Annotated in this window: 23 protein-coding genes; 13 read left to right on the forward strand and 10 right to left on the reverse strand. The window is 61.4% G+C overall.

The features are described from left to right. Window positions 1-759, reverse strand: a complete 759-nt coding sequence (locus tag C5J24_RS10350) for an IclR family transcriptional regulator (RefSeq protein WP_245441188.1) — start codon at window positions 757-759, stop codon at window positions 1-3. A 335-nt stretch (window positions 760-1,094) separates the two neighbouring features. Here C5J24_RS10350 and C5J24_RS10355 point away from each other — a divergent pair, with 335 nt between their 5' ends. From C5J24_RS10355 to C5J24_RS10385, 7 genes are all read left to right on the forward strand, one after another. Next, entirely contained in the window at window positions 1,095-1,868 is a 774-nt protein-coding gene (locus C5J24_RS10355) for an amino acid ABC transporter substrate-binding protein (protein WP_105417710.1), read from the forward strand. A gap of 76 nt (window positions 1,869-1,944) precedes the next feature. Beyond that, window positions 1,945-2,625, forward strand: coding sequence for an amino acid ABC transporter permease (locus C5J24_RS10360; RefSeq protein ID WP_105418386.1), 681 nt, complete (start codon window positions 1,945-1,947; stop codon window positions 2,623-2,625). Further along, window positions 2,622-3,383 (forward strand): amino acid ABC transporter ATP-binding protein, encoded by a 762-nt coding sequence (locus C5J24_RS10365; RefSeq protein ID WP_105417712.1) that lies wholly within the window; start codon window positions 2,622-2,624, stop codon window positions 3,381-3,383. Before C5J24_RS10360 ends, C5J24_RS10365 begins: the two co-directional genes overlap by 4 nt. 226 nt (window positions 3,384-3,609) lie before the next feature. Beyond that, window positions 3,610-4,254 (forward strand): lysophospholipid acyltransferase family protein, encoded by a 645-nt coding sequence (locus tag C5J24_RS10370; protein WP_105402755.1) that lies wholly within the window; start codon window positions 3,610-3,612, stop codon window positions 4,252-4,254. Then, on the forward strand, window positions 4,251-5,198 hold the full coding sequence (locus C5J24_RS10375; RefSeq protein ID WP_046632174.1) for a phosphatidate cytidylyltransferase: 948 nt from the start codon (window positions 4,251-4,253) through the stop codon (window positions 5,196-5,198). The genes C5J24_RS10370 and C5J24_RS10375 overlap by 4 nt, the downstream gene beginning before the upstream one ends. After that, entirely contained in the window at window positions 5,198-5,593 is a 396-nt protein-coding gene (locus C5J24_RS10380; protein WP_105402754.1) for a hypothetical protein, read from the forward strand. The genes C5J24_RS10375 and C5J24_RS10380 overlap by 1 nt, the downstream gene beginning before the upstream one ends. Beyond that, window positions 5,590-6,231, forward strand: a complete 642-nt coding sequence (locus C5J24_RS10385; protein WP_105417714.1) for a CDP-alcohol phosphatidyltransferase family protein — start codon at window positions 5,590-5,592, stop codon at window positions 6,229-6,231. The genes C5J24_RS10380 and C5J24_RS10385 overlap by 4 nt, the downstream gene beginning before the upstream one ends. A gap of 100 nt (window positions 6,232-6,331) precedes the next feature. On the opposite strand, the gene C5J24_RS10390 is transcribed toward C5J24_RS10385, so the two are convergent. The 5 genes from C5J24_RS10390 to C5J24_RS10410 all read right to left on the reverse strand — a co-directional run bounded on the left by C5J24_RS10390 (window position 6,332) and on the right by C5J24_RS10410 (window position 10,678). Continuing rightward, window positions 6,332-7,054, reverse strand: a complete 723-nt coding sequence (locus tag C5J24_RS10390; protein ID WP_105402752.1) for an amino acid ABC transporter permease — start codon at window positions 7,052-7,054, stop codon at window positions 6,332-6,334. 3 nt (window positions 7,055-7,057) lie between these two features. Then, window positions 7,058-7,717 carry an amino acid ABC transporter permease gene (locus C5J24_RS10395; protein WP_205836933.1) on the reverse strand — a complete coding sequence of 220 codons (660 nt, stop codon included), beginning with the start codon at window positions 7,715-7,717 and terminating at the stop codon, window positions 7,058-7,060. Window positions 7,718-7,789: 72 nt separating this feature from the next. Further along, window positions 7,790-8,635: a transporter substrate-binding domain-containing protein gene (locus tag C5J24_RS10400; RefSeq protein ID WP_105402750.1), complete on the reverse strand. Its 846-nt coding sequence runs from the start codon at window positions 8,633-8,635 to the stop codon at window positions 7,790-7,792. Between the two features lie 97 nt (window positions 8,636-8,732). After that, window positions 8,733-9,503: an amino acid ABC transporter ATP-binding protein gene (locus C5J24_RS10405; RefSeq protein ID WP_105402749.1), complete on the reverse strand. Its 771-nt coding sequence runs from the start codon at window positions 9,501-9,503 to the stop codon at window positions 8,733-8,735. A 26-nt stretch (window positions 9,504-9,529) separates the two neighbouring features. Continuing rightward, window positions 9,530-10,678 carry an NAD(P)/FAD-dependent oxidoreductase gene (locus C5J24_RS10410; protein ID WP_371674238.1) on the reverse strand — a complete coding sequence of 383 codons (1,149 nt, stop codon included), beginning with the start codon at window positions 10,676-10,678 and terminating at the stop codon, window positions 9,530-9,532. 168 nt (window positions 10,679-10,846) lie between these two features. On the opposite strand from C5J24_RS10410, the gene C5J24_RS10415 reads away from it, so the two are divergent. Beyond that, window positions 10,847-11,965, forward strand: coding sequence for a LacI family DNA-binding transcriptional regulator (locus C5J24_RS10415; protein WP_105402747.1), 1,119 nt, complete (start codon window positions 10,847-10,849; stop codon window positions 11,963-11,965). Between the two features lie 165 nt (window positions 11,966-12,130). On the opposite strand, the gene C5J24_RS10420 is transcribed toward C5J24_RS10415, so the two are convergent. Further along, window positions 12,131-12,853: a ribonuclease activity regulator RraA gene (locus tag C5J24_RS10420; protein ID WP_105417720.1), complete on the reverse strand. Its 723-nt coding sequence runs from the start codon at window positions 12,851-12,853 to the stop codon at window positions 12,131-12,133. A gap of 72 nt (window positions 12,854-12,925) precedes the next feature. Further along, window positions 12,926-13,711 (reverse strand): IclR family transcriptional regulator, encoded by a 786-nt coding sequence (locus tag C5J24_RS10425; protein WP_105417722.1) that lies wholly within the window; start codon window positions 13,709-13,711, stop codon window positions 12,926-12,928. 211 nt (window positions 13,712-13,922) lie between these two features. Between C5J24_RS10425 and C5J24_RS10430 the strand changes: the two genes are divergently transcribed. Genes C5J24_RS10430 through C5J24_RS10450 form a run of 5 tightly spaced genes read left to right on the forward strand, consistent with a single transcriptional unit; the run spans window position 13,923 to window position 19,264 of the window. Then, window positions 13,923-15,443 carry an ABC transporter substrate-binding protein gene (locus C5J24_RS10430; RefSeq protein ID WP_105417724.1) on the forward strand — a complete coding sequence of 507 codons (1,521 nt, stop codon included), beginning with the start codon at window positions 13,923-13,925 and terminating at the stop codon, window positions 15,441-15,443. A 41-nt stretch (window positions 15,444-15,484) separates the two neighbouring features. Further along, complete coding sequence (locus C5J24_RS10435; protein ID WP_105417726.1) at window positions 15,485-16,405, forward strand: ABC transporter permease; 921 nt, start codon at window positions 15,485-15,487, stop codon at window positions 16,403-16,405. Further along, window positions 16,402-17,319 (forward strand): ABC transporter permease, encoded by a 918-nt coding sequence (locus C5J24_RS10440; protein ID WP_105417728.1) that lies wholly within the window; start codon window positions 16,402-16,404, stop codon window positions 17,317-17,319. Before C5J24_RS10435 ends, C5J24_RS10440 begins: the two co-directional genes overlap by 4 nt. After that, entirely contained in the window at window positions 17,319-18,290 is a 972-nt protein-coding gene (locus C5J24_RS10445) for an ABC transporter ATP-binding protein (protein ID WP_105402741.1), read from the forward strand. The genes C5J24_RS10440 and C5J24_RS10445 overlap by 1 nt, the downstream gene beginning before the upstream one ends. Next, the gene (locus C5J24_RS10450; protein WP_105417730.1) at window positions 18,287-19,264 is read left to right on the forward strand and encodes an ABC transporter ATP-binding protein; all 978 of its coding nucleotides are present in this window, start codon (window positions 18,287-18,289) and stop codon (window positions 19,262-19,264) included. The genes C5J24_RS10445 and C5J24_RS10450 overlap by 4 nt, the downstream gene beginning before the upstream one ends. An 81-nt stretch (window positions 19,265-19,345) precedes the next feature. Here C5J24_RS10450 and C5J24_RS10455 read toward each other — a convergent pair whose 3' ends face one another. Both C5J24_RS10455 and C5J24_RS10460 read right to left on the reverse strand, forming a co-directional pair. Continuing rightward, the gene (locus tag C5J24_RS10455) at window positions 19,346-20,707 is read right to left on the reverse strand and encodes a sigma-54 dependent transcriptional regulator (protein ID WP_105417732.1); all 1,362 of its coding nucleotides are present in this window, start codon (window positions 20,705-20,707) and stop codon (window positions 19,346-19,348) included. After that, entirely contained in the window at window positions 20,704-22,557 is a 1,854-nt protein-coding gene (locus C5J24_RS10460) for an ATP-binding protein (protein WP_105418388.1), read from the reverse strand. Before C5J24_RS10460 ends, C5J24_RS10455 begins: the two co-directional genes overlap by 4 nt. Window positions 22,558-22,654: the final 97 nt, after the last annotated feature.

Below are 22,654 nucleotides of genomic sequence, written 5' to 3' on the forward strand. Positions count from 1 at the left end.
TCAACGTTCTCCCTGCTGCATTTTCGTGATGGTTCGGGCGGTTTCGAGAAGCGGCTCGCGGAAGCTCTCGAGGTCGAAGCGCATTTCCGGCATGACCAGCGAGATCGTCGACGTGCACTTGCCGTGGAGATCGAAGATCGGCGCGGCGATGGCGACGACGCCGCTATGGGTATAGCCGCTCGACAAGGCGTAACCGTTCGCGCGCGCTTCGCCCAGGAGCTCCTCCGAAGCGAGCGGCTCGCCGCTTTCCGTCAGGCGGGCCAGTGTCAGTTCGTCCGCGAAAGCGGTCAGGATGCGGCCGGATGCGGAACCTTCGAGTGACATGGTCGTGCCGATCTTCTGTTCCGCACGCAGCACGCTTTGGGATTCGACACGCGAGACTATGCAAGGCAGTCCGCGATCGAGCACTGCCAGCGAAGCCGTCTCCTTCACTCGATGGACCAGCATTTCGATGATCGGCTGAACCCGCGTTCCGAGATTCGCCTGCTCCATGGCCGCCGCGGCAAGCCGGCAGGCATGCATCGAAAGCCGGTAGCGCATCTCCTGATCCTGCTCGACCCAGCCGGCTTCGATCAACGTGAGCAGCCGCTGGTAGGCGGTTGGTCGCGACAACGCCATGGCCGACGCGATCTCGGGCAGTTTCATGCCGCGGGCGCTCGATGCCAGCACGTCCAGCACCGCCATGGTCTTCAGGACCGTGGAGAGTGGGCGGACGCCGCCGCTTTCCTCTTGTATTCTATTTGAATATATTGTATCCATGTTGAATATAATCTGGCCGTCATTGATTTATGTCAATCGCGTCGGAGGCGAGTGCGCGCGAAAACGGCACGTTCATCGCTAAGGGGTTCAGGATGTTTGGAATTTTTTGCGTTGAATTCAGTGCGCCACAGGCATCGACACGGTCGAGTGGCGTAAATCCACAGCCGTGACGTGCATCTACGTGCGAAGACGGAAGTCGTGGCTGTCGGTTGGCTGCCACCGTATGTGAGCAAAATATTCGCATTTGCCGGCTTTATTTGCGGTTTTCTTTCAATCGCCGCGTCCTATTTTCTGTCATCTAGTCGCCAGCAAGCACTGCTGAAAGGATGACCTAAATGTTCCGGCTGAAAACCATTATCGCGGCGGCCCTTATTCACGCGGCGGCCCTTACGCCGTCCCTCGCCGGCGAAAATCTCGCTGCCATCAAATCCTCCGGTGTCGTCAAGATCGGCACGGAAGGGACCTACGCGCCATTCACCTTCCATGACGCAAGCGGCAAGCTCGTCGGTTTCGACGTGGAGATCGGGCAAGCCGTTGCCGCGAAAATCGGCGTCAAGGCCGAGTTTTTGGAAGGAAAGTGGGACGGCCTTATCGCCGGCCTCGACGCCAAGCGTTACGATGCCGTCATCAACCAGGTCGGCATCACCGAAGCCCGCAAGCAGAAATACGATTTCTCCGAGCCCTACATCGCCTCCAAGGCAGTGCTGATCGTTCGCCAGGACAATAGCGACATCAAGGGCTTTGCCGATCTCAAGGGCAAGAAATCCGCCCAGTCGCTGACCAGCAACTTCGGGAAGATCGCCCAGCAGTCGGGCGCCGAGCTTGTGGGTACGGACGGTTTCGACCAGTCGATCCAGCTTGTGCTGACACGCCGCGCCGACGCGACGATCAATGACAGCCTCTCCTTCCTGGATTTCAAGAAGCAGAAACCCGACGCGCCGGTAAAGATCGCAGCGCAGCAGGACAATGCCGATTATTCCGGCATCATCATCCGCAAGGGCGAACCGGAACTGCTTGGCGCGATCAACAAGGCCCTGGCGGACATCAAGGCCGACGGCACCTATCAGAAGATCTCGGACAAGTATTTCGGACAGGACGTCTCGAAATAGGCTGCCAGGGCGTTCCTGAATGCATGAATCCAGCGTCCGGCGCCTGCGCCGGACGCCTCATTTTGAGGATCACATCGTGCCGCACTGGCTTCAACTGATGTCGGATTCACTTCCGACCCTCCTATGGGCGGGCATCCGCTTTACGGTTCCGCTGACATTGCTGTCCTTCCTGTTCGGGCTCATCCTCGGCCTGATCACGGCGGTGACGCGGCTCTTCGGCCCGGCACCGCTGGCGCTGATCGCCCGATTTTACGTCTGGGTGATCCGCGGGACGCCGCTTCTTGTGCAGCTTTTCGTGATCTTCTACGGCCTGCCGAGCATCGGCATCCTGCTCGACGCCTTCCCCGCAGCGCTGATCGGCTTCACCCTGAATATCGGCGCCTATAGCTCCGAGATTATCCGCGCCGTCATCTCGTCGGTTCCGAAAGGGCAGTGGGAAGCGGCCTATTCGATCGGGATGTCATGGCGCCAGGCGATGAGCCGCACCATTCTGCCGCAGGCGGCGCGCGTCGCCGTGCCGCCGCTTTCGAACACCTTCATCTCGCTGGTCAAGGATACGTCACTTGCCGCGGCGATCACGGTGCCGGAACTCTTCCAGGCGGCCCAGCGGATCGTCGCGACGACCTACGAACCGCTGATCCTCTATATCGAGGCGGCCTTGATCTATCTGGTCCTGAGCTCGGTGCTGTCGTCCTTGCAGAACAGGCTTGAAAAGCGTTTCGCCCGTTATGGCGGCATGATGGAGTCAAACCGATGATCGAGCTTTCCAACATCGAAAAGCGGTTCGGCGATGCGGTCATCCTGAAGGATATCAGCCTCGGCATCCCCGAAGGAAGCGTCACTGCGCTCATCGGACCCTCGGGCGGCGGCAAGAGCACGCTGCTGCGCTGCATCAACCTCCTGGAGATCCCGACCGCCGGCTCCGTCCGCATCGGCGATGAAAAGCTCGACTTCGAGCCCGGCATGAAGATCGGCTGGAAGTCGATCCAGAAAATCCGCCGCCAGACCGGCATGGTCTTCCAGAACTTCCAGCTCTTTCCGCATCGCACAGCGATCGAGAATGTCATGGAAGGGTTGACGACGGTTCTCAAGTGGCCGCGCGAAAGGGCCCATAACCGCGCCAGCGAACTGCTCACCAAGGTGGGAATGGCGCATAAGACCGATGCCTGGCCGTCAGAACTTTCCGGCGGGCAGCAGCAAAGGGTTGCGATCGCCCGGGCGCTGGCACCTTCGCCCCGGGTCCTTCTCTGCGACGAACCGACCTCGGCTCTCGATCCCGAACTTTCCGCCGAGGTCATCGACGTGCTCGGACGGCTCGCCGCCGAGGGTACGACGATGGTGATGGCGACGCACGATCTGCGCCTCGCCTCGCGGATCGCCAATCACGTGGTTTTCCTCGAGAGCGGAAAAGTGGTCGAGTCCGGCAGAGCGCAAGCGATCTTTGGTGATCCGAGACAGGAGCGCACGAAGAGCTTCATCTCATCGATCAACGCGGCGCAGACGACGCATATCTAAGCGCCGTTCTTCCCGCCGAACGTGGGCGCCGGGCCTGCGCTTCTACACGCCGACGGATGCCGAATCCGGGTGATTTCCGGTGGCCGGGTCACCGAGGTTGTTCAAAGGTAAAGCGCGCGACGGCATTGGTGCTGTTTTTCGCTGGAATGTTCCAAAGTCCCTTTCTTCCGACCGTGACAATGCTAGAGTTCGATCAGCGCTATCGCTCACGTCGACCGGGGGACGAATGAAGGCTTTTATAACAAAGGCCGCGGCGGCGGCGATCGTCGTATTTGCCCGCGCGGTCACGGCGGTTCGCGCCATCTGGCCTGAGGAAGGCCTGCCCACCCGCCCTTGCGTTTATTTCGCCAACCATTCCAGCCACGGTGACTTCGTTCTGGTCTGGACGGTGTTGCCGCCAAGGCTCCGTCGTCAGGCTCGTCCGGTTGCCGGCGCTGAATACTGGCTGAAATCGCGGCTTAACCGTTTTATCGGCCGTGACGTTTTCAATGCGGTTCTGATCGCCAGGGAGCGAGACCAGAGGACTGAGGATCCCGTCACACAAATGGCCGCGGCGATCGACGCCGGTTCGTCGCTGATCCTCTTTCCGGAAGGCACCCGCAACCAGTCCGATGCCCCTCTCCTTCCGTTCAAGAGCGGCATTTTTCATCTGGCGGCGGCACGCCCCGACATAGAATTGGTCCCGGTCTGGATCAACAATCTCAACCGGGTCATGCCAAAGGGTGAGATCGTCCCGATACCGCTGATCTGCACCGTCACCTTCGGCAGCGCCCTGCGCTTGGCACAGGATGAGGCCAAGGACACTTTCCTTGAACGCATGCAGACGGCTCTTCTAGCTCTGTCCCCCAAGCCTGCAGGGAGTGGTGAATGAGTGCCGCGAGTTCCGATCTCTTGACGCTGGTGGCCGGCATATTCGGCGTGCTTATTCTTGCATCGGCCATTGGTTACGTGCTGCAGCAGCGCCTCTCGCCAAACGGTTCGAACGCGGCAATCGAAAACCTCAACGCCCGGATCAAGGCCTGGTGGATCATGGTTATCCTGATCGGCATCGCTTTCGTGGCGGGCCGCATCGGGGTTCTCGTTCTATTCGGTTTTTGCTCTTTTGCCGCGCTCAGGGAATTTGTGACCCTCATCAACACCCGCAGGGCCGACCACTGGGCACTGGCGGCCGCCTTTTTCGTCGTGGTGCCGGTTCAATACTATCTGCTCTGGGCTGAACAATACGGCATCTTCTCGATCTTCATTCCGGTCTATGCGTTCCTGCTGATGCCGATCATATCGGTGCTCAGGGGCGATACGGAGCGTTTCCTGATCCGTATTGCGGAGGTGCAGTGGGCATTGATGATCTGCGTCTTCTGCGCCTCGCACGTCCCGGCGCTGCTGACCTTGAACATACCGGGCTACGACGGCCGCAACGTACTGCTGATCGCCTTCCTGGTGATCGTCGTCCAGTTGAGCGACGTGCTGCAATATGTGTGGGGCAAGCTGTTCGGGCGCACCAAGATCGCACCGAAACTGTCGCCATCCAAGACCGTCGAGGGCTTTGTCGGCGGCGTCATCAGCGCCACTCTGATCGGTGCTGCCCTCTGGTGGATCACCCCGTTCACGCCTGTTCAGGCAGGGCTGCTCGCCTTCATCATCACGCTGATGGGTTTCTTCGGCGGCCTGGTGATGTCGGCGATCAAAAGGGACCGCGGCATCAAGGACTGGGGCAATCTCATCGAAGGTCATGGCGGCCTGATCGACAGGCTGGATTCCGTCGTGTTCTCGGCGCCGATCTTCTTCCATATCGTGCGCTACTGGTGGTCGCTGTGATGCCGGATGCGCTGAAGCGGCTTGCACGCAGCGGGACGGTGCATGTGCTGTTCGCGTTTCTTGCCATGGGCGGCTGGGCTGTCTTTGCCAATCGCGACTATGCAATGCCAAGACCGCTTTATTCCGGTCTGGTGCAGGGCGTGATGTCCGCGTGCCTGACACTTTTCCTGAAATCGGTGATCGACGGACTTTCGAAGCGCTTTGACGGCATGACCCGGTTATGGGCGCCGCCGCTCATTGCCTGCCTCGGCTCGACCGCCGTTCTCGTCGCGATCCATGCGGCGAGCGGCACACCGGAAATCCTCAAGACCGTCGCGGTTCCGCTTCTGGTATCGACGAGCTACGCCGCGATCTACAATTATTCGATCTCCGCAAGACGAGGTGCCGGGACATGACCGAGACAGGCGACAGGCGGCCGCTGGCAAGCCGCAACACCCGCTGGGCAGGCTCGATCGCGCGATGGATGGCATCGAAAACCATCACCCCAAACCAGATATCCCAGGCCAGCATGGTCGCCGCGGCCCTTGCCTGTGGCGCCTTCTATATGGCGGGACAGACGGTCGGTTGGTGCCGCATTGCCTGTCTGCTGCTGGCCGTGCTTTGCTGCCAGGGCCGGCTGCTTTGCAATCTGTTCGACGGCATGGTCGCCGTCGAAGGCGGAAAGGGAGAACCGGACGGCCCGTTCTGGAACGAATTCCCGGACCGCATCGCCGATCTCCTGATCTTCGCGGGCGTTGGATATGGGATCGGCATGCCCGGCCTCGGCTGGGCCGCTGGTGCTTTTGCCGTATTGACGGCTTATGTCAGGGAACTCGGCCGGGCCACCGGCAATCCGAGTGATTTCTCCGGCCCGATGGCCAAGCAACACCGGATGGCAACGATCACCGCAGCAGGATTGATATCCATGCTTGAGCCGTTGTGGGGCGGCTACAATCAGGTCCTGATGATTGGTCTCGGCATCATCGCGCTCGGCGCAGCCCTCACCGCAGTTCGCCGCTCTAGGACCTTGATCCTACACCTCAAAACCCTCTGAAAGGGCCATGGAACAGGCTATGGCGGCGAGCGGCCCAAGTCGCTTTTCTGGGGGTGAGCCGAAGATTTCGGCTGCCCCATATCAAGGACAGGATACCAGTTCAGGTCGTGCTGATCTGCAGGGCCACCGCCGGCCTTGCAAGCCCGGTCTTGCCGTTCGTCCGCTGGTATGGTTTAGCGAAATGCCGCTCGAGCTTTGCGCCCAAGGCAGAGATCGACCAGCAGAGAGCGAAATACACCACAAGAATGGAGCCGTAGACCAGATAGGCCGGGCTTCCTCCGCGCGCGATGGTCGTCTGCTCGATGAGGATCTGCGCCGAGCGCAGCAGTTCGTTGACACCGAGGACCGCGCCGAGAGAGCTCGCCTGGGTGAGGCTGGTGACGAGGCTGACGTAAGGGGGCAGAATGACAGGCATCGCCTGCGGGACTATGACCAAGAACAACCCTTTCCAGCCGCGCAGGCCGGATGACAGGGCAGCTTCCCGCTGGCCACTCGGCACGGACAGCAGACCGGCGCGAATAATATGCGCGCCGTTCGCCCCACCCCAGACCGACACGCTGAGCGCGCTCGACCAGAACGGATTGAACGACAGGCCTGCATGCGGCAGCACGAAATACACCATCAGCACCGTGACCATCAATGGAATGTCGCGAAGGCATTCGACGAGACCGTAGACAGGTCCTCTCAACCAAGCCGATTGGGCGGAAAGACCGGCGGCGAAGATCACCGCGAAGAACGTGCCGCCGGCGATCATGACCGACGAGAGAAACAGGGTATTGAGAAGGCCGTCCAACAGGAAGGACTGGAACTCCAGAAGCAGCATCGTCTACCTCCCGCCGAAAGGTCGGCTGAGACGCCGTTCGACCATGTAGCCGAAGCCAGAAATGGTGAAGACGCAGATCAGATAAATCACGCAAATCGAGGCGAACATCTCGATTGCCCGGAAATCGTAGGCGATCCGGTCGACGGCGACAAAAGTCAGCTCCACCAGGCCGATCGCCTGCAGATATGCGGAATTCTTCACCGTCGCCACGATCGTATTCATCGCCGACGGCAGAGCGGCGCGGGTCGCCAGGGGCAGGATGATGAATATCGAATGTTGCCAGCGCTTGAGGCCAAGCGACGCCGACGCGTCATGCATTCCCCTGCCGACGGCCGCGAGGCCGGCCCGGAAATTTTCGATCTGAAAGGCACTTGCCCAGGCCGTGAGAGCAATGACCCCGGACCAGAAGATGCTGAAGCGCAACCCCAGGCTCGGAAGGCCATAAAAGATGAAGAAGATCTGCACGAGGTAGGGCGTGCCGCGAATGAATTCGACATAGGCCGTGACAGCATATTGCAGGGGCTTGATCCCGCCCGTCCGCAACACCGCGCCCAGCAGGCCGATAAGGCAGGACAGGACGATCGCGAGAAAGCTGACGATCAGCGTCATTTTGAGGCCGGTCATCAGGTCCGGCAGGGCGTCGAGAATATAGGCAAAGTCCATGGCCGTCATCCTGCTCGAAAATACCGGTGAACATGGGGTCCTGGCGGTCGAAACCGTCAGGACCGGGTTCGCTCACTTTACGGCCGGCGGATCCGTTTCGAAGGATTTTACCATTTCCGCCGCGACGACGGGATCCTTGACGAAGGTCGGCACTGTCTTTGAGTAAAATTTCTCGTTCTTCAGCTTCTTGACCACACCATTGACGAAAGCCTTGAGTTCGTCCTCACCCTTGCGGACGCCGACGCCATTGAAGCCGAGATCGACGGGCTCTTCCAGCGTGCGGAATTCCGGATAATTGGCCGCAAGCGTCGCGATCGTGATCGCATCGCCCACATAGCCGTCGGCGCGACCCTGCTGCAGGGCCTGCAGATTGTCGGCATTGGTGTTGAGCTGGACGAATTCCAGGCTCGGAATGCGTTCCTTCAACCACTTCAGCTGCGAGCCGCCCTTGATGATGAGCATCGACTTGCCGTCGAGATCGGCCAGCTTCTGGACCTTGCTGTCCTTCGGTACGATCACCCGGCTGCTGCCCCAGTAGTAGATATCGGAATAATCGATCACCTGTTCGCGCGACGGCGTCTTGCCGAGCGTCGCAATGATCAGGTCGATCTTTCCGCCCGTCAGGGAGGGAATGCGGGCGTCCGTCGCCACGCAACTCAATTCCGCCTTTTCGGCTGCCCCGAAGGCGGCAATGCCGATTTGCTTCGCCATCTCGATCTCGATGCCGGCCGGCTTGCCGTCGGTGCCGGATGCCCCGAATGGAGGAGAGTCGCATTTGACGCCGATGCGGATCACGCCGGCATCCTTGATCGCCTTAGGCACGGTCTGAGCCGAAGCGGGCAGCGGCGCAAACGCAAGGACGGCAAGCGCGCCGAAAGCTACGGCCGTGCGGCGAAGCATGCAGATGGATATGTACATGACAGTCGTTCCCTTTGTTTCATTGTTTTGCCATCGAACGTTTGCCCGTCCGTATGCTTTTTGCCGCAACCGGTCCGGATGCAGAAAATCAGACCCGCTAGTGCAGTATCTGGCTGAGAAATGCCTTTGTCCGGCTTTCCCTCGGATTGCTGAAGAACTCCTCGGGCGGCGCTGTCTCGATGATCCTGCCCGCGTCCATGAACACCACCCTGTCCGCCACCTGCCGCGCGAAACCCATTTCATGTGTGACGCACACCATGGTCATGCCGTCGCTCGCCAGCTGCGCCATCGTGTCCAGCACCTCGCGCACGAGCTCCGGATCGAGAGCCGAGGTCGGTTCGTCGAACAGCATGATCTTCGGGTTCATGCAGAGCGATCGGGCGATCGCCGCGCGCTGCTGTTGTCCGCCGGACAACTGGCTTGGATAGAAATCGGCTTTGTCCGGAATCCGCACCCGCTCCAGATAGGCGCGCGCTACAGCCTCGGCATCCTTTCTCGCAACCCCCTTTACCCAGCGGGGAGCCAGCGTGCAGTTCTCGAGCACGGTGAGATGCGGATAGAGATTGAAGTTCTGAAACACCATGCCGACATCCTGCCGGACGCGGTCGATAACCTTCCTGTTGTCCGTCAGCTCCGTACCGTTGACGACGATGCGGCCCTTCTGGTGCTTTTCCAGGTAATTGATGCAACGGATCATGGTGGACTTGCCGGAACCCGAGGGACCGCAAACGACCACCTTTTCACCACACCTGACGGTAAGGTTGACGTCGTGCAGCACCTGGAGGATGGAGAACCATTTGTCGACGCCGGACAATTCGACGGCAACTTCGAGATCGACCATCTCCGAATTCTTCTCCTTCGCCGTCATCTGCAATCTCCTCCCTGCAGCTCGGCTTACGATGCCAAGGCCTGGCTTTTCCGGGCGAAACGGGCCGGCCGGAAATTCGCAAGCAGAGGGCTCGCCTCCCCCGTCACGATTTCCCGCGCGATGAGCTCACCGGCAATCAGCCCGAGTGTTGCGCCGCTATGGCTGAAGGCGACGAAATAATCCGGAATGCCCTCGAGCGGGCCGATCACCGGTTCCCCGTCACCCGGCACGGGCTTCGGCCCGCAGTGATAGCTTTCCAGTTCAAGCGCGGGGTTACCCTCGAGCACGTTCGAGGCTTCCAGAAGGAGACGACGAAGCGTCTCTTCCTTCACGTCATGGGTTCCGTCGGAGCGGCGATTGAGCTCTTCCTCCGACCATGCGGAATCGCAGACGACCGCGCCATCCGGCGTCGGGCGCAGCGCCACGTTCGGTGTATTGAGGACGGCGCGGACGGCGGGCCTGAAAGGCTTCGATTTGACAAGAAGGGCGATCGGAGTTCCATCGGCAATGGCATGGCCCGCCTGTTTTGCCATGTCAGGCACGACCGCGCCGGTGGCGACGAGAACTGCGTCCGCCTTTACATACGTTCCATTTGTAGTCGAGACCCCGGCTGGCCGACCACCCTTGATGTCGACGCTCGCCTTTCCGGCATGGGCGACGGCCTGGCCGCCAAGCGCCTTGAATTCCTGAAGGAGGATATCGATCAGGGAAGGCAGGTCCACCCAGCCCTCACCGGGATTGAAAATCGCGCCCTGAGGCGAAACCGCAGCCACATTGATACCGGGCGTGACCTTCACCACTTCTGTTGCGGCAAGAAGCTGGCAGTCATAACCGATCGATTGCTCGTGAGCGAAGGTTTCCGCAATCCGGTTCGCCGCATCGTCCGCATCCCATGTCAGGCCACCGTCGAAGCGCAGCCAGGCAGCGCCTTCATTGCGGCTTGCCAGTGTCCGGTAGCGATCGATGCCGGCGACCCGAAGACGGTGATATTCGGCGGAACGGAAACGTGCCGAATTGAGCCATGCCAGCGACCGACCGGACGCGCCGCTGGCGAACGCCCCTTCCGTGACTAGGATGACCTGCGCGCCCAGCCGGGCCAGATGAACCGCCGAGGAAACACCGAAAATACCGCCACCGATGACGGCGATCCGCTGGCGGGAGGAAGAGGTTGTCAACTGCATGTTCCTTCGTCCTGGATTATCGTAGAGGGCTTCGTCCATCCGAGGCGTAAAAGCGCCCGTATTTCCTAATGAGACCGGTATCAATCGTATTTGAGACCGGTCTCACATGTCAATGGTGTGATTTTCTTGACGCCGTTTTTTTCTCAGCCTATGTCACGGAACATGATGAAGAGAACGACGTCAAAGCGGCTTGTCACCATCTCGGACGTTGCGCAGAGCGCAGGTGTATCCAAGGCGACCGCCGCACGCGTTCTCGGCAGCTACGGGACAGCGAGCCCCGTCGTGAAGGAGAAGGTTCGCGAAGCCGCAAGAAAGCTTGGCTATCAGGCCAACGAGCTTGCGCGCAGCATGACGACCGGAAAGTCGAAGACGATCGGGGTCATCGTCGGCGATATCGAAAATCCGTATTTCGGCCAGGCCGTGCGCGGGATCAGCGATGCGGCGCACGCAGCCGGATTCGATGTCATCCTGTCCAATTCCGGCGAGGATGCCGCCAAGGAAAAGGCGGCCGTGCGCGTCTTGCTGGGCAAGCGCGTGGATGGATTGATCGTTACTCCGGCCTCGGTATATGAGACACAGCACCTGCACGAGGTCCAGCGATCCGGTCGACCCCTCGTCCTTCTGGACCGGACCGTTCCGGGTCTTGCAGTCGATGCCGTCGTTACGGACGACCGACAGGCGGCCGAGGCCGCCACACGAGCCCTGATCGAAGCCGGCCATCGCCGCATCGCCTACATCTCAGCCACGGAGTCGGACGACCCGATCTACCGGGGACCGCACCAGATCAATCTGAGTACGGTGATGGAGAGAATAGAAGGCGTTGTCGCGGCGAGCCGGTCTGCCGGTATCGAGCATCCGGAGCGCTACATCCGGCTCGGTGCCAACCGCCGCGGCGAGGGTGACAAGATCATTTCCGAATTGCTTCAGGGCGCCGACAGGCCAACTGCCATACTCGCGTCGGATAACGTGGTGGCGCTTGAAGTGTTCAAGACCCTGCGCAGACTGGGCATGTCCATCCCTCAAGACCTGTCGCTGATCGCTTTCCACGATGCCGATTGGACAAGCGTGACCAGCCCGCCGATTACGGTGATCGCCCAGCCGGTCTACGACCTCGGCTTCGAAAGCGCGCGGATCCTCGTCCGGCGCATTACCGGCATCGGCGATGCGCCACGCTGCCGGGTGCTGGCGACCACACTCATCAAACGACAATCCATAGGAGCTCCGCCGGAGCTCCCGGAGAGCCGCACCGTTCTTCAGAACACTGCCGCGAAAATCGGTTGATTCAGGTTGCTGGAATTGCCGTTGACTTCAATCGTAGGCGGGTTCGAGCGGCGCGGGAATCGAACCGTTGCCGCGTTGGGGGCCACAGCGCGTCGCAGTAGATGAAGATTCCACGCCCAAGCGAGCTGCAGGGCCGAACTCGCCGAACGCTGGCGGTGACAGGCGTCAAACGGCCTCGATGCGAGCCCTGCGCCAGGCCTCGAACCGCTCGAGCGTTTCCGTGTTTGGCGGATAGACGCCAAGTGTCGATTTGCCCGACTCGATCTCCAGCTTCAGGAACTCCTCCTGCTCCTCCATTGCGACGGCCTCGTCAGCGATCTCGTTCACATATTGCCGGGGGATGACGATGACAGCCTCGCTGTCGCCGAAGATGATGTCGTCGGGATAAACCGCAACACCACCGCAGGCGATCGGCTGATTCATGTCGGAAGCATGGTGGGCAACCAGATTGGCCGGAGCCGCCGGCCCCATGCAGTAGGTCGGGAGCCCGAGCTGGGCGATATCGGCCGTATCTCGAACGCCGCCATCCAGCACAAGGCCAGCGCATCCGCGGTAGACAAGGCGCCGGGCCAGCATCGCGCCAATCCCGGCAATCTCCGCCAGCGAGCGGCAATCGAACACAAGGACGTGCCCCTCGGGTATCGTGTCGATCGCCTTGCGCTGCTGATTGGACGGATCGGAACTGTAGGCCGAGCCGTCGATATCCTCCCGGGCGGGAATGTAGCGAACGGTGACGGCCGGGCCGATCATAGGTTTCTCGGCGGCGGCCAGCGGCCGCACACCGCGAACCGCGGTGTTCCTGAGCCCACGTTTCAGCAGCAAGCTGCTCAGGGTCGCCGAATTTGTCCGCAAAAGCTTTACGTAAACCGATGGGTCCAACGCCGTCATGATAACCTCCGTTTGTCCGGCTGCGAGGTCTAGCATAACGGCATGATAGTTCAATAAAGAATTTCCTGCTTCTTATTTGGACATTGGATGAGCGCCATTGATGGCCTTCATCACCATGGCAGCGGCGTCGAGGACCTCGCGCCTGATTGATCGAGCGCGCTCCGGCGTCGCCTCGCCGATGAACGGCACGCTGACGGTGGCGACCAGGCGACTTGCTGAATCGAATATGGGAGCTGCGAAAGCTCGCAGGCCAAGGTTCGATTCCTGGTTGTCCTCCGCACTTCCGCTGCGGCGAATTTCAGCGAGCGCTTCCTTCAACGTCTCAGGATCGGTGATCGTATATGGCGTCCGAGCCTCCAGCCCGCCGGCGCAGTAGACCTCGATCTCGTTGTAGTCGGAATAGGCCAGAGCAAGTTTGCCGGCCGCACCGACATGCTTGCGCGAACGACCGCCGACCTTGATGAACAGGGCGTAGTCCCCGGGACTGGGGGCCGCAAATATCGTCATCATTTCATTGCCTTCGGGCGCCGCCAGCCTGAAAGATTCGTAGATCCTGTCGGCCGCGGCAGCCAGAACAGGCCTCGCAGCCTCGATCAGCGTCACCCTATCCGCACCGGGCGAAATACGCCGCGCAAGCTGCACGAATTTCGGCCCCAGCTCGTAGGAGGCCCCGCCGTTTACCCGAGCCACAAGCCCATGTGCGGTCAGTGAATTGAGGATGCGATAGACGGTCGAACGAGGCACTCCGAGCTGATCGACCAATGCGCCGAGCGAAATTCCGGTCCGCGCATCCGCAACCGCCTCAAGCAGATGCGCCGTCTTTTCCACCACCGGGGACCCATGCTTTGGTTCACTCATGAACTTCAAATTCCATATACGGATTGACTGCCTTGACTTCTTGAGATTGAACGAGCATGTTGGCGTCGCAAGTGTCACATTTGACACTACGCACTTGCAGGAGGAAGTAAAGCCATTTGAGCGCGGGTTGTCCCCGCGGACCCGGATGACTTTGAGGAAGAGATCACCGAGGCGCCGTATGCGGCTCGTTTGGATTTGGAGGAGGGCTTTCATGAAGAAGATCACGGGTATCCATGCGTTGAGCATGGGGCTTGCAATATCGTTGGCGGCAGGCGTCGCAATTCCCGCTCGCGCGGCCCCGGACAAGCTGACGGTCGTGGTGACGGACGAGCCGAAATCGCTCGACCCCTGCGACACGGACCTCTCGGGCAATTCACGCATTCTGCACAACAACATCACCGAAGCGCTCGTCAATCTCAGCCCCAAGGATGGTTCTGTCGTCCCGAGCCTCGCCACCAGGTGGCGGCAGGTCGATAGCCTGACCTGGGAGTTCAAGCTGCGCCAAGGCGTGACCTTCCACGACGGCAAGGCGTTCGATGCGAATGCGGTTATCGCGGCTCTGAAGCGGGCCCAGGATCCGGCGCTCGCCTGCGAAGTGGGACTTGCCACCCTGAAGGGCCTCAAACTCAATGCAGAAGCCGTGAACCCGACGACCCTCCTCATAAGGACGGACGTCGTCGAGCCAATCCTGCCGAACAAGCTGTCCGCCCTGGACATCGGTTCGCCGGCAACCCCGGGTGACACCAAGACGCGCAATCCAGCTGGAACCGGACCTTACAAGCTGGTCGCGTGGACACCCGGCCAGTCCGTCGGTCTGGTGGCCTATGAAGGCTATTGGGGCGACAAGCCGGCAATTCCCAACGCGACGATCATCTGGCGCGCCGAGTCCGCGGTGCGGGCGGCGATGGTCGACACCGGCGAAGCGCAGATCGCCTATGAAATTGCACCCCAGGACGGCACCACCGGACAGGATCACGCCTTCCCAAACGCCGAAACCTCGCTGTTGAGGATCGATGCGCAGATCGCACCCCTCAACGACAAGCGCGTTCGCGAAGCCCTCAACCTCGCGATCGACAGGGATGGCCTCATTGGAACGATCTTCCACAAGGACGCTCAAAAGGCGATGCAGGTCGTGCCACCATCGGTCTTCGGCTTCAATCCGGACATTCCCGTTTGGACCTACGATCCGGAAAAGGCGAAGTCCCTGCTTGCAGCCGCCAAGGCGGATGGCGTGCCGGTCGACAAGGAGATCATCATCTACGGCCGCATCGGCATCTATCCGAACTCCTCCGAAAGCCTGGAGGCCATTCAGGCCATGCTGGCGGATGCCGGTTTCAACGCCCGGCTTGAAATGCTCGAGACAAGCCCGTGGCTGAAGCGGCTGCTGAAACCGTGGAACAAGGATCGCCCGCCCTCGATCCTGCAGACGCAGATCGACAATGCCGAGGGCGATGCCGTGTTCACGCTGCCGAACCGTTTTACCACCGATGGCAACCAGTCGACCATCACCGACGCCGGCCTCGACAAGCTGATTACCGACGGCTCGAAGGCAACCGGCGACGAGCGCAAGAAGCTGTTCCAACAGGCGTTCAGGTACATCGCCGTCGATGCGGTCAACATCGCACCGCTCTTTCACATGGTCACGATCGCCCGTGTCGCCAAGAATGTGAACTATACGCCTGATGTACAGGCCGGCAACGAGATCAAGCTGAAGTCGATCAGCTACCGTTGATCTGCCCGGCCGACGGCTTGTATGTCGCTTGAGGAGAGCGGATGTCCTTCACCTATTTCCTGAAACGCGCGGCCTTCGCGGCGCTCGCGCTTGCGGCACTGATGACATCCGCTTTCTTCCTCGTGCGGTTGACGGGCGATCCCGTCAATCTCTACCTGCCTGTCGACGCTTCGGAGGCGGCGCGCGACGCCATGCGCATCCGTCTTGGGCTCGATCGCTCGCTCATGGCCCAGTTCTTCGATTGGGCCTGGGATATTCTCAGCCTCGATTTCGGAATGTCTCTCTGGCACAATCGCCCGGCCATGGACGTGGTGCTGGAGGCGCTGCCGAACACGCTGGCACTTGGCGCCATCGCCTTGGCTCTGGCCTTCACCGCCGCGATCGTCATGGGATCCATTGCTGCCGTGAATGCCGGCGGCTGGATCGACCGGGGCGTCAATGTCCTGTCGCAGGCAGCCGCAAGCGTGCCGGATTTCTGGCTCGGCCTGATGGGCGTGCTTCTGTTTGCGGTCACCTTCCGCATTCTGCCGACGTCAGGCTTCGGCGGCCCGATTTACTGGGTGCTGCCCGTCGCCTGCCTGTTTGCCCGGCCTTTCGGAACTCTGGTGCAGATCGTCCGCGGCTCGATGATTGAAGCGCTGAATGCGACATTCGTCCGGACGGCGCGGGCCAAGGGCGCGCGTGACGGACGGGTCACCTTCGTGCACGCGCTCCGCAATGCCCTCCTTCCCGCGGTCACGGTGACCGGCGACCTTGCCGCCCAGTTCGCCGGCGGTGGCGGCGTCGTCGAGGTGGTCTTCGGGTTTCCCGGCATCGGCAAACTCCTGATCGACGGCATTCTGAAACGCGACTTCGCGATCGTCCAGGCATCGATCTTTGCCGTCGCGGTCGTGATCTTCGTCATCAACATTCTGGTCGACATGCTCTATGCCTCGATCGATCCGCGCGTGAGGATCGAATGACCGACACATCCGCCGAATTCCTCCCGGCCCGCGAGCGCCGTGGCCCCCGCATCTTCTGGCTCCTGCGTGCGCTCGCGGGTGACCCGATGGCCGTCGCCGCGGCGATCTGGTTGCTGATCGTCGTGCTCGCCATCTTCACCGATTCGCTGTCGCTCCTGGGCGACAACCGCATTTCGCTGAAGGCACGCAACCTGCCGCCGTTCGACTTCGGCCAGTCCTGGACCTTATGGCTGGGTGCCGACGCACTCGGACGGCCGCTCCTCGTTCGCCTCATCCAGGCGGCTTCGACGACGATCGGCATCGCCGTGGTGACCGTGCTGTCAAGCCTGATCGGCGGAACGCTGCTGGGCGTGATCGCCGGGTATTTCGGCGGCATCGTCGGAAACCTCATCATGCGGATCTGCGATATCATCCTCGGTTTCCCGACCCTGCTGGTGGCACTCTTCGGCCTCTACCTGTTCGGTCCGAGCGTCAGCAACCTCGTGATCGTGCTCGCCATCACCCGCATGCCGGCCTATATCCGCGTCGCAAGGGCCGAAACGCTCGAGGTCCGCGAACGACTTTTCGTCGATGCCGCGCGCGTCTTCGGCGGGGGACCGGCCTGGATCCTGCGCACCCACATCCTCCCCAGCGTCGCACCCACCATGCTGACGCTCGCCTCGGTCAATCTCGCCATGGTCATGTTGTTCGAATCCGGGCTGAGCTATCTCGGTCTCGGCATCCAGCCGCCTTCGGTAAGCTGGGGGCTGATGGTCGCCCAGGGCCAGGGCTATCTGTCGTCTGCCTGGTGGCTCGGCTTTTTCCCCGGCCTCGCCGTCATGCTCACCACCATGTCCTTCAACCTTCTCGCCAACTGGTTCCGGATCGTCAACGACCCGTCGCAGCACTGGCGCCTTGTAAGCCGGAGGCGCTGATGGCTCTTCTCGAAGTCGAGGATCTGCAAGTCAGTTTTGATACGGCGTCCGGCCGCATATTCGCACTCAATGGCGTCTCTTTCTCGCTGGAACGCGGTGAAGTCCTGGCCCTTCTTGGCGAAAGCGGCTCAGGCAAGTCCGTGACTGCATCTGCCATCATGGACCTCGTTCCCAATCCTCCGGGCGCGATCGACCGGGGATCGATCCGCTTCGACGGGGCGGAACTGCTGCAGCTTTCGCGCAAAGAGCGGCGGGATCTGTGCGGCAGCCGGATCGCCCTCATCTTCCAGGATGCGCTTGCGGCGCTCAATCCCGTCTATCCCGTCGGCTGGCAGATCGCGGAGATGTACCGCATCCACGGCCGCAACCCCGAAGGCGGCGTCGAGAAGGCCGTGATCGACCTCCTGACCGCAATCGGCATTCCCGATCCTGAACGTCGGGCGCGGCAATATCCGCACGAATTTTCCGGTGGCATGCGCCAGCGCATCATGATCGCCATGGCCGTAGCACTCGAACCGGATGTCATCATCGCCGACGAGCCGACGACGGCGCTCGACGTCACGATCCAGGCGCAGGTGGTTGATCTTCTGGCGACAATCCGCAAACGCAGCGATGCCGGAATGATCTTCATCACCCACGATCTGGGTGTGGTAGCCGAACTCGCGGACCGCGTGGCCGTCATGTATGCCGGCCGGATCGTCGAGACCGCAAATGTCTTCGAACTTTTCGAAGATGCGCGACATCCCTACAGCGTCGGCCTGCTTGCCTCGCAGCCGCGCCTGGATACCGATGACGACGAACTGGTGCCGATCCCCGGTTCGGCGCCCAATCCCGTCGCCCTTCCTTCAGGCTGCGCGTTCAGGACGCGCTGTCCGCGCGCCGAAGGGCTCTGCGCCGAGGTCATCCCTCCCCTTGAAACCGTGGGGCCGGGCCGCCAGGCCGCCTGCCATTTCCCGGTATCACCAGCATGAACCAGCCTCTTCTCAAAGTCGAAAACCTTTCCCGGCACTTTGGCAGCGGCGCGACGCCCGTGCGCGCAGTCGACGACGTCAGCTTCGAGATCGCCCGCGGAGAGACGCTCGGCCTTGTCGGCGAAAGCGGTTGCGGCAAGACTTCCCTGGTCAGGACGCTCCTGAAGCTCGGGCCGGCGACCAGCGGCAGCGCCGTTCTCGATGGCGTGGAAATCACCAAAGCGAGCGGACGGGAGCTGCATGAGTTGCGCCGCAAGATGCAGGTCGTCTTCCAGGACCCCTACCAGTCGCTTAATCCGCGCATGCGGATCGACCGGCTGATCTCCGAACCGTGGGCGCTGCATCCCGGCGCCGTGCCAAAGGCCCGCTGGCGGGAAGAGACGGTCAAGCTGCTTGAATCCGTGGGGTTGCGTGCGGAACATGCGGACCGCTATCCTTCGGAATTTTCAGGCGGCCAGCGGCAGCGGCTTGGAATCGCGCGCGCCCTGACACTCAACCCGACGCTCCTCGTCTGCGACGAACCGGTCTCCGCCCTCGACGTCTCGGTTCAGGCCCAGGTCGTCAATCTGCTCGCCAGGCTGAGGCGCGAGCGCAATCTGGCGATGCTTTTCGTCGCGCACGACCTTGCCGTCGTGCGGCACGTCTCGGATCGAGTGATGGTCATGTATCTCGGCAAGATCATCGAGACCGGGCCGAAGCAATCGATCTTCAGCGCGCCGGCACATCCCTATACGCAGGCCCTGATGTCGGCTGTTCCGACGCCGGACCCAAGGCTTCGCGGACATCGCAAGCGCATCGTGCTGGAAGGCGATCTTCCAAGCCCTGCCAATCCGCCGAGCGGATGCCGATTTCGGACGAGGTGCTGGAAGGCCACTTCGATCTGCGCCGATCAGGAGCCTGGCCTGACGGCAAGAACGACTGCCCCGGGGTTGCTGACCGCCTGCCACCATGCAGATCCCGAAACCACGCGTTGACGATGGCGGCCGACGTTTTCTGGGGCTTTCCGCCTCGGTATCACATGCATGCCGACAAAGTCTGCTTGCGGCCTTGAGGCTCTATCTGGCCGGCTTGACGCCCTGGTCGAAAGAGGCACGCTCTATCCCGTGCCGTTGGAGCTTGTCGTAAAAGGTCTTTCGCGGAATTCCGAGCGCCTCGATCGTACGGCGGACATCGCCTGCGTTGCTGGCCAGCGTCTCACGGAGGATTTCCGCTTCATGCTGGTTGAGACGCTGGGGCAGCGTCAGGGTGGCTGCCTCCAGCGGCACCATCGCCCCGTCGTCCTCCCCTGCAAGCCCGAGGACGAAGCGTTCTGCAAAGTGGGACAGTTCGCGGACGTTTCCCGGCCAATGATGGGTTTCGAGGTGATGACGGGCAGAAGATGACAGAGCGGGCGTTTGACGGTTGAACCGCTTGGCGGCCCGTTCGCAAAAGAATCCGAAGAGGAGGAGGATGTCGTCGCGCCGTTCACGCAACGGCGGAATGGAGATGGTGACGACGTTGAGCCGGTAATAGAGGTCTTCGCGAAATGCGCCGCGTTGCGAGGGATCGCCAAGATCGACCTTGGCGGCCGCCACGACCCTCAGGTCGATCGGCCGCGTCTCGTTGGTGCCGAGCGGTGCCACCTCACGCGCCTCCAGGACGCGCAGCATATGGATCTGCGTGGCGGGCGGCATGCTTTCGATTTCATCGAGGAAGAGGGTGCCGCCACTCGAATATTCGATCCTGCCGACACGTTTTTTCTGCGCGCCGGTAAAGGCGCCGGGCTCGTGGCCGAACAATTCGCTTTCGATGATGGTTTCGGGAAGCGCGCCGCAATTGAGCGCGACGAAACTGCCCTTCGACCGCCGGCTCCATCGATGGATCAGATTGGCAACGACCTCCTTGCCGCTACCGGTCTCTCCGGTCACCAGAACGTCGACGTCCGTATCGGCAATCTGGCGAAGCGTTCTGCGCAGCCGCTCCATGGCCGCGGTCTGACCGATGAGCGGCAGGTCGTCGCGTGCCTGTTCGGCCACATCGCGAAGTGTCCTGTTCTCCAGTATCAGCCGCCGTTTTTCGGCAGCCCGGCGAATGGCCTGCACCAGGCGGTCCGCGGCGAAAGGTTTGGTGATGAAGTCGTAAGCTCCGTCCTGCATCGCCTTGACGGCCATCGGTATATCGCCATGGCCGGTCATCAGGATGACGGGAAGGTCCGGATCGAGCTTGCGGACGCGATCGAAGAGCTGCAGCCCGTCGATCTCGGGCATACGGATGTCGGAAACGACGACGCCCGCGAAACCATCGTTGATCCGGACGAGCGCGTCGGAAGCCTTCGAAAATCGGGAGACCACAAAGCCCGCAAGCTCGATCGTCTGGGCGGTCGCCTTGAGAAGGTCGGCGTCGTCGTCAACCAGAACGACGGGTGTTGGATTGCTCATGATACCGCCTTGCGCAGATAGACAATAAAAGTCGTGCCGGTTTCGCCGCTTTCCACCTCGATGCGACCGCCATAGTCAGTGACGATATCCTTCGAGATGACCAGACCGAGGCCGAGGCCTTTTTCCTTGGACGTGTTGAAGGGCGAAAAGAGCGAACTTCTAACCGATGGATCGATACCGGGACCATTGTCGGAGACCCGGATCACGATCTCATCCGCCAGTGTCTCCACCGAGACATTCACACTTGCCTCGGTTCTGCCCTCCAGCGCTTCCAAGGCATTCTGGAACAGATTGATCAGCACCTGTTCGAGACGGACGCGATTGCCGGTGACGGCAAGGCCGGCCGGCGGCAGATCGATCTGGAGTATGTCGAGCCGGCCGGCAAATCGGCTCCTCAAAAGCACCACCGCGCCTTCGATAGCGCCCCGCAGATCGACGGCTTCGGGCGGCGTTCGTCCCTTGCGTCCGAAGGCCTTGAGTTCCTCGGTGATCATGCCGATCCGCTCGGTCAGGGCGGCGATCTCGCCGAGATTTTCCTCCGCCGAGGCTTTCCGGTTCCGCTGCAGGAAGACACGTGCATTGTCGGCATAGGCGCGGATGGTCGCGACCGGCTGGTTGATTTCATGGGCAACTCCGGCCGCAACCTGACCAAGGATCGCAAGGCGATTTGCCTGCACGAGCTCCTGCTGCACGACCTGCAGTTTCGACTCGGTGCTGCGATGGTCGGCGATCTCTTCCTGCAGGAGGTCCCTCGCGCGGCTCAAATCCACGGTCCGTTCCGCGACACGGCGCTCCAGTTCCACGCGCAGGTTTTTCTCCGCGGCGATGCGATTGGTGATCATCTGCCGCCGCCTCAAAAGGAATGCGATCAGTGCGAGGATCGGAACGAGCACCGCAAGTGCAAGCAGCCGCGCTTCGCGGACCGCAGCGGCGACGGAAGGCTCGGTCGGCACGAGATATTCAAGCCGCCACGATGTCGAAGGGACCGGCGTCAGAAGGCGAAGATACTCTCCCGTGCTCGTTCCCGGCAAAACCGCCGAAACGATCGACGCCCCATCCGAAAGCGGTTCCTGCCGCACGATCGGAAGAGGCGCCAATGGCGCGTTGCCGAATTGCAGGCTTTGGCGGATGGCGCCCAGCCGGTCCGCAGGCAGCGGCGCGGCGGTCATGAAGCGCCAGGACGGAATGCTGGTGATCAAGACGACACCATCGGCGTCGGTGACATAGACGGGACGGTTGGCGTCGTGCCAATCGCCTTCCAGCTGGTCGAACTCCATCTTCACCACAACGACGCCGAGCGCACCGGCCTGATTTTCGGCACGCCGGGAGATGTACAGTCCAGGACGCTTACTGACGCTGCCCAGGGCGAAATGCTCTGCCGTTCCGTTCTCCATCGCCCGTTGGAAATATTCCCGGAAGGAATAGTCGTTGCCGACGAAACTCAAGGGTTCGCGCCAGTTGCTGGATGCGACCGCAATGCCATCCCTGCCGGTGACGTAGAGAACGGAGGCATGGGTGCCGGCCACCAACCCTTCCAATTTTCGGTCCAGGGCGCCGACGCTCTGTACGTTTCTCGACGCCAGCGCGCCGACCACCTGTTGATCCTCGGCCAGAAGCAGGGGAAGCGCTCGCGGTCTTTCCAGCACCGCACGCAGCAGCGCAACCTTGAGATTGGCATCGGCGCGGCCCTGGTCGAGGATCGCTCCGATTGCGGAACTGCGGCCGGAGAGACCGGCGGCATAAAGAGTGGATATCAGGATCGCGGCAGCTGCGAAGGCAAAGGCAGGCCATGGTGTCCACCCGAAGGCGGGATCCCTGACCGATTTCTCTCGACGGCGCTGCTCAAGCATCACCGGATGTGTGCATAAATCCGCATAAAAAGCAAAGACCAATGGCGGAAATCCGCACGGCAGGCTTCAGGAACCACTTCCGTCGTTCAGTCCGAAC

The organism is Neorhizobium sp. T25_27, assembly GCF_002968565.1.
Lineage (GTDB): Bacteria > Pseudomonadota > Alphaproteobacteria > Rhizobiales > Rhizobiaceae > Neorhizobium > Neorhizobium tomejilense.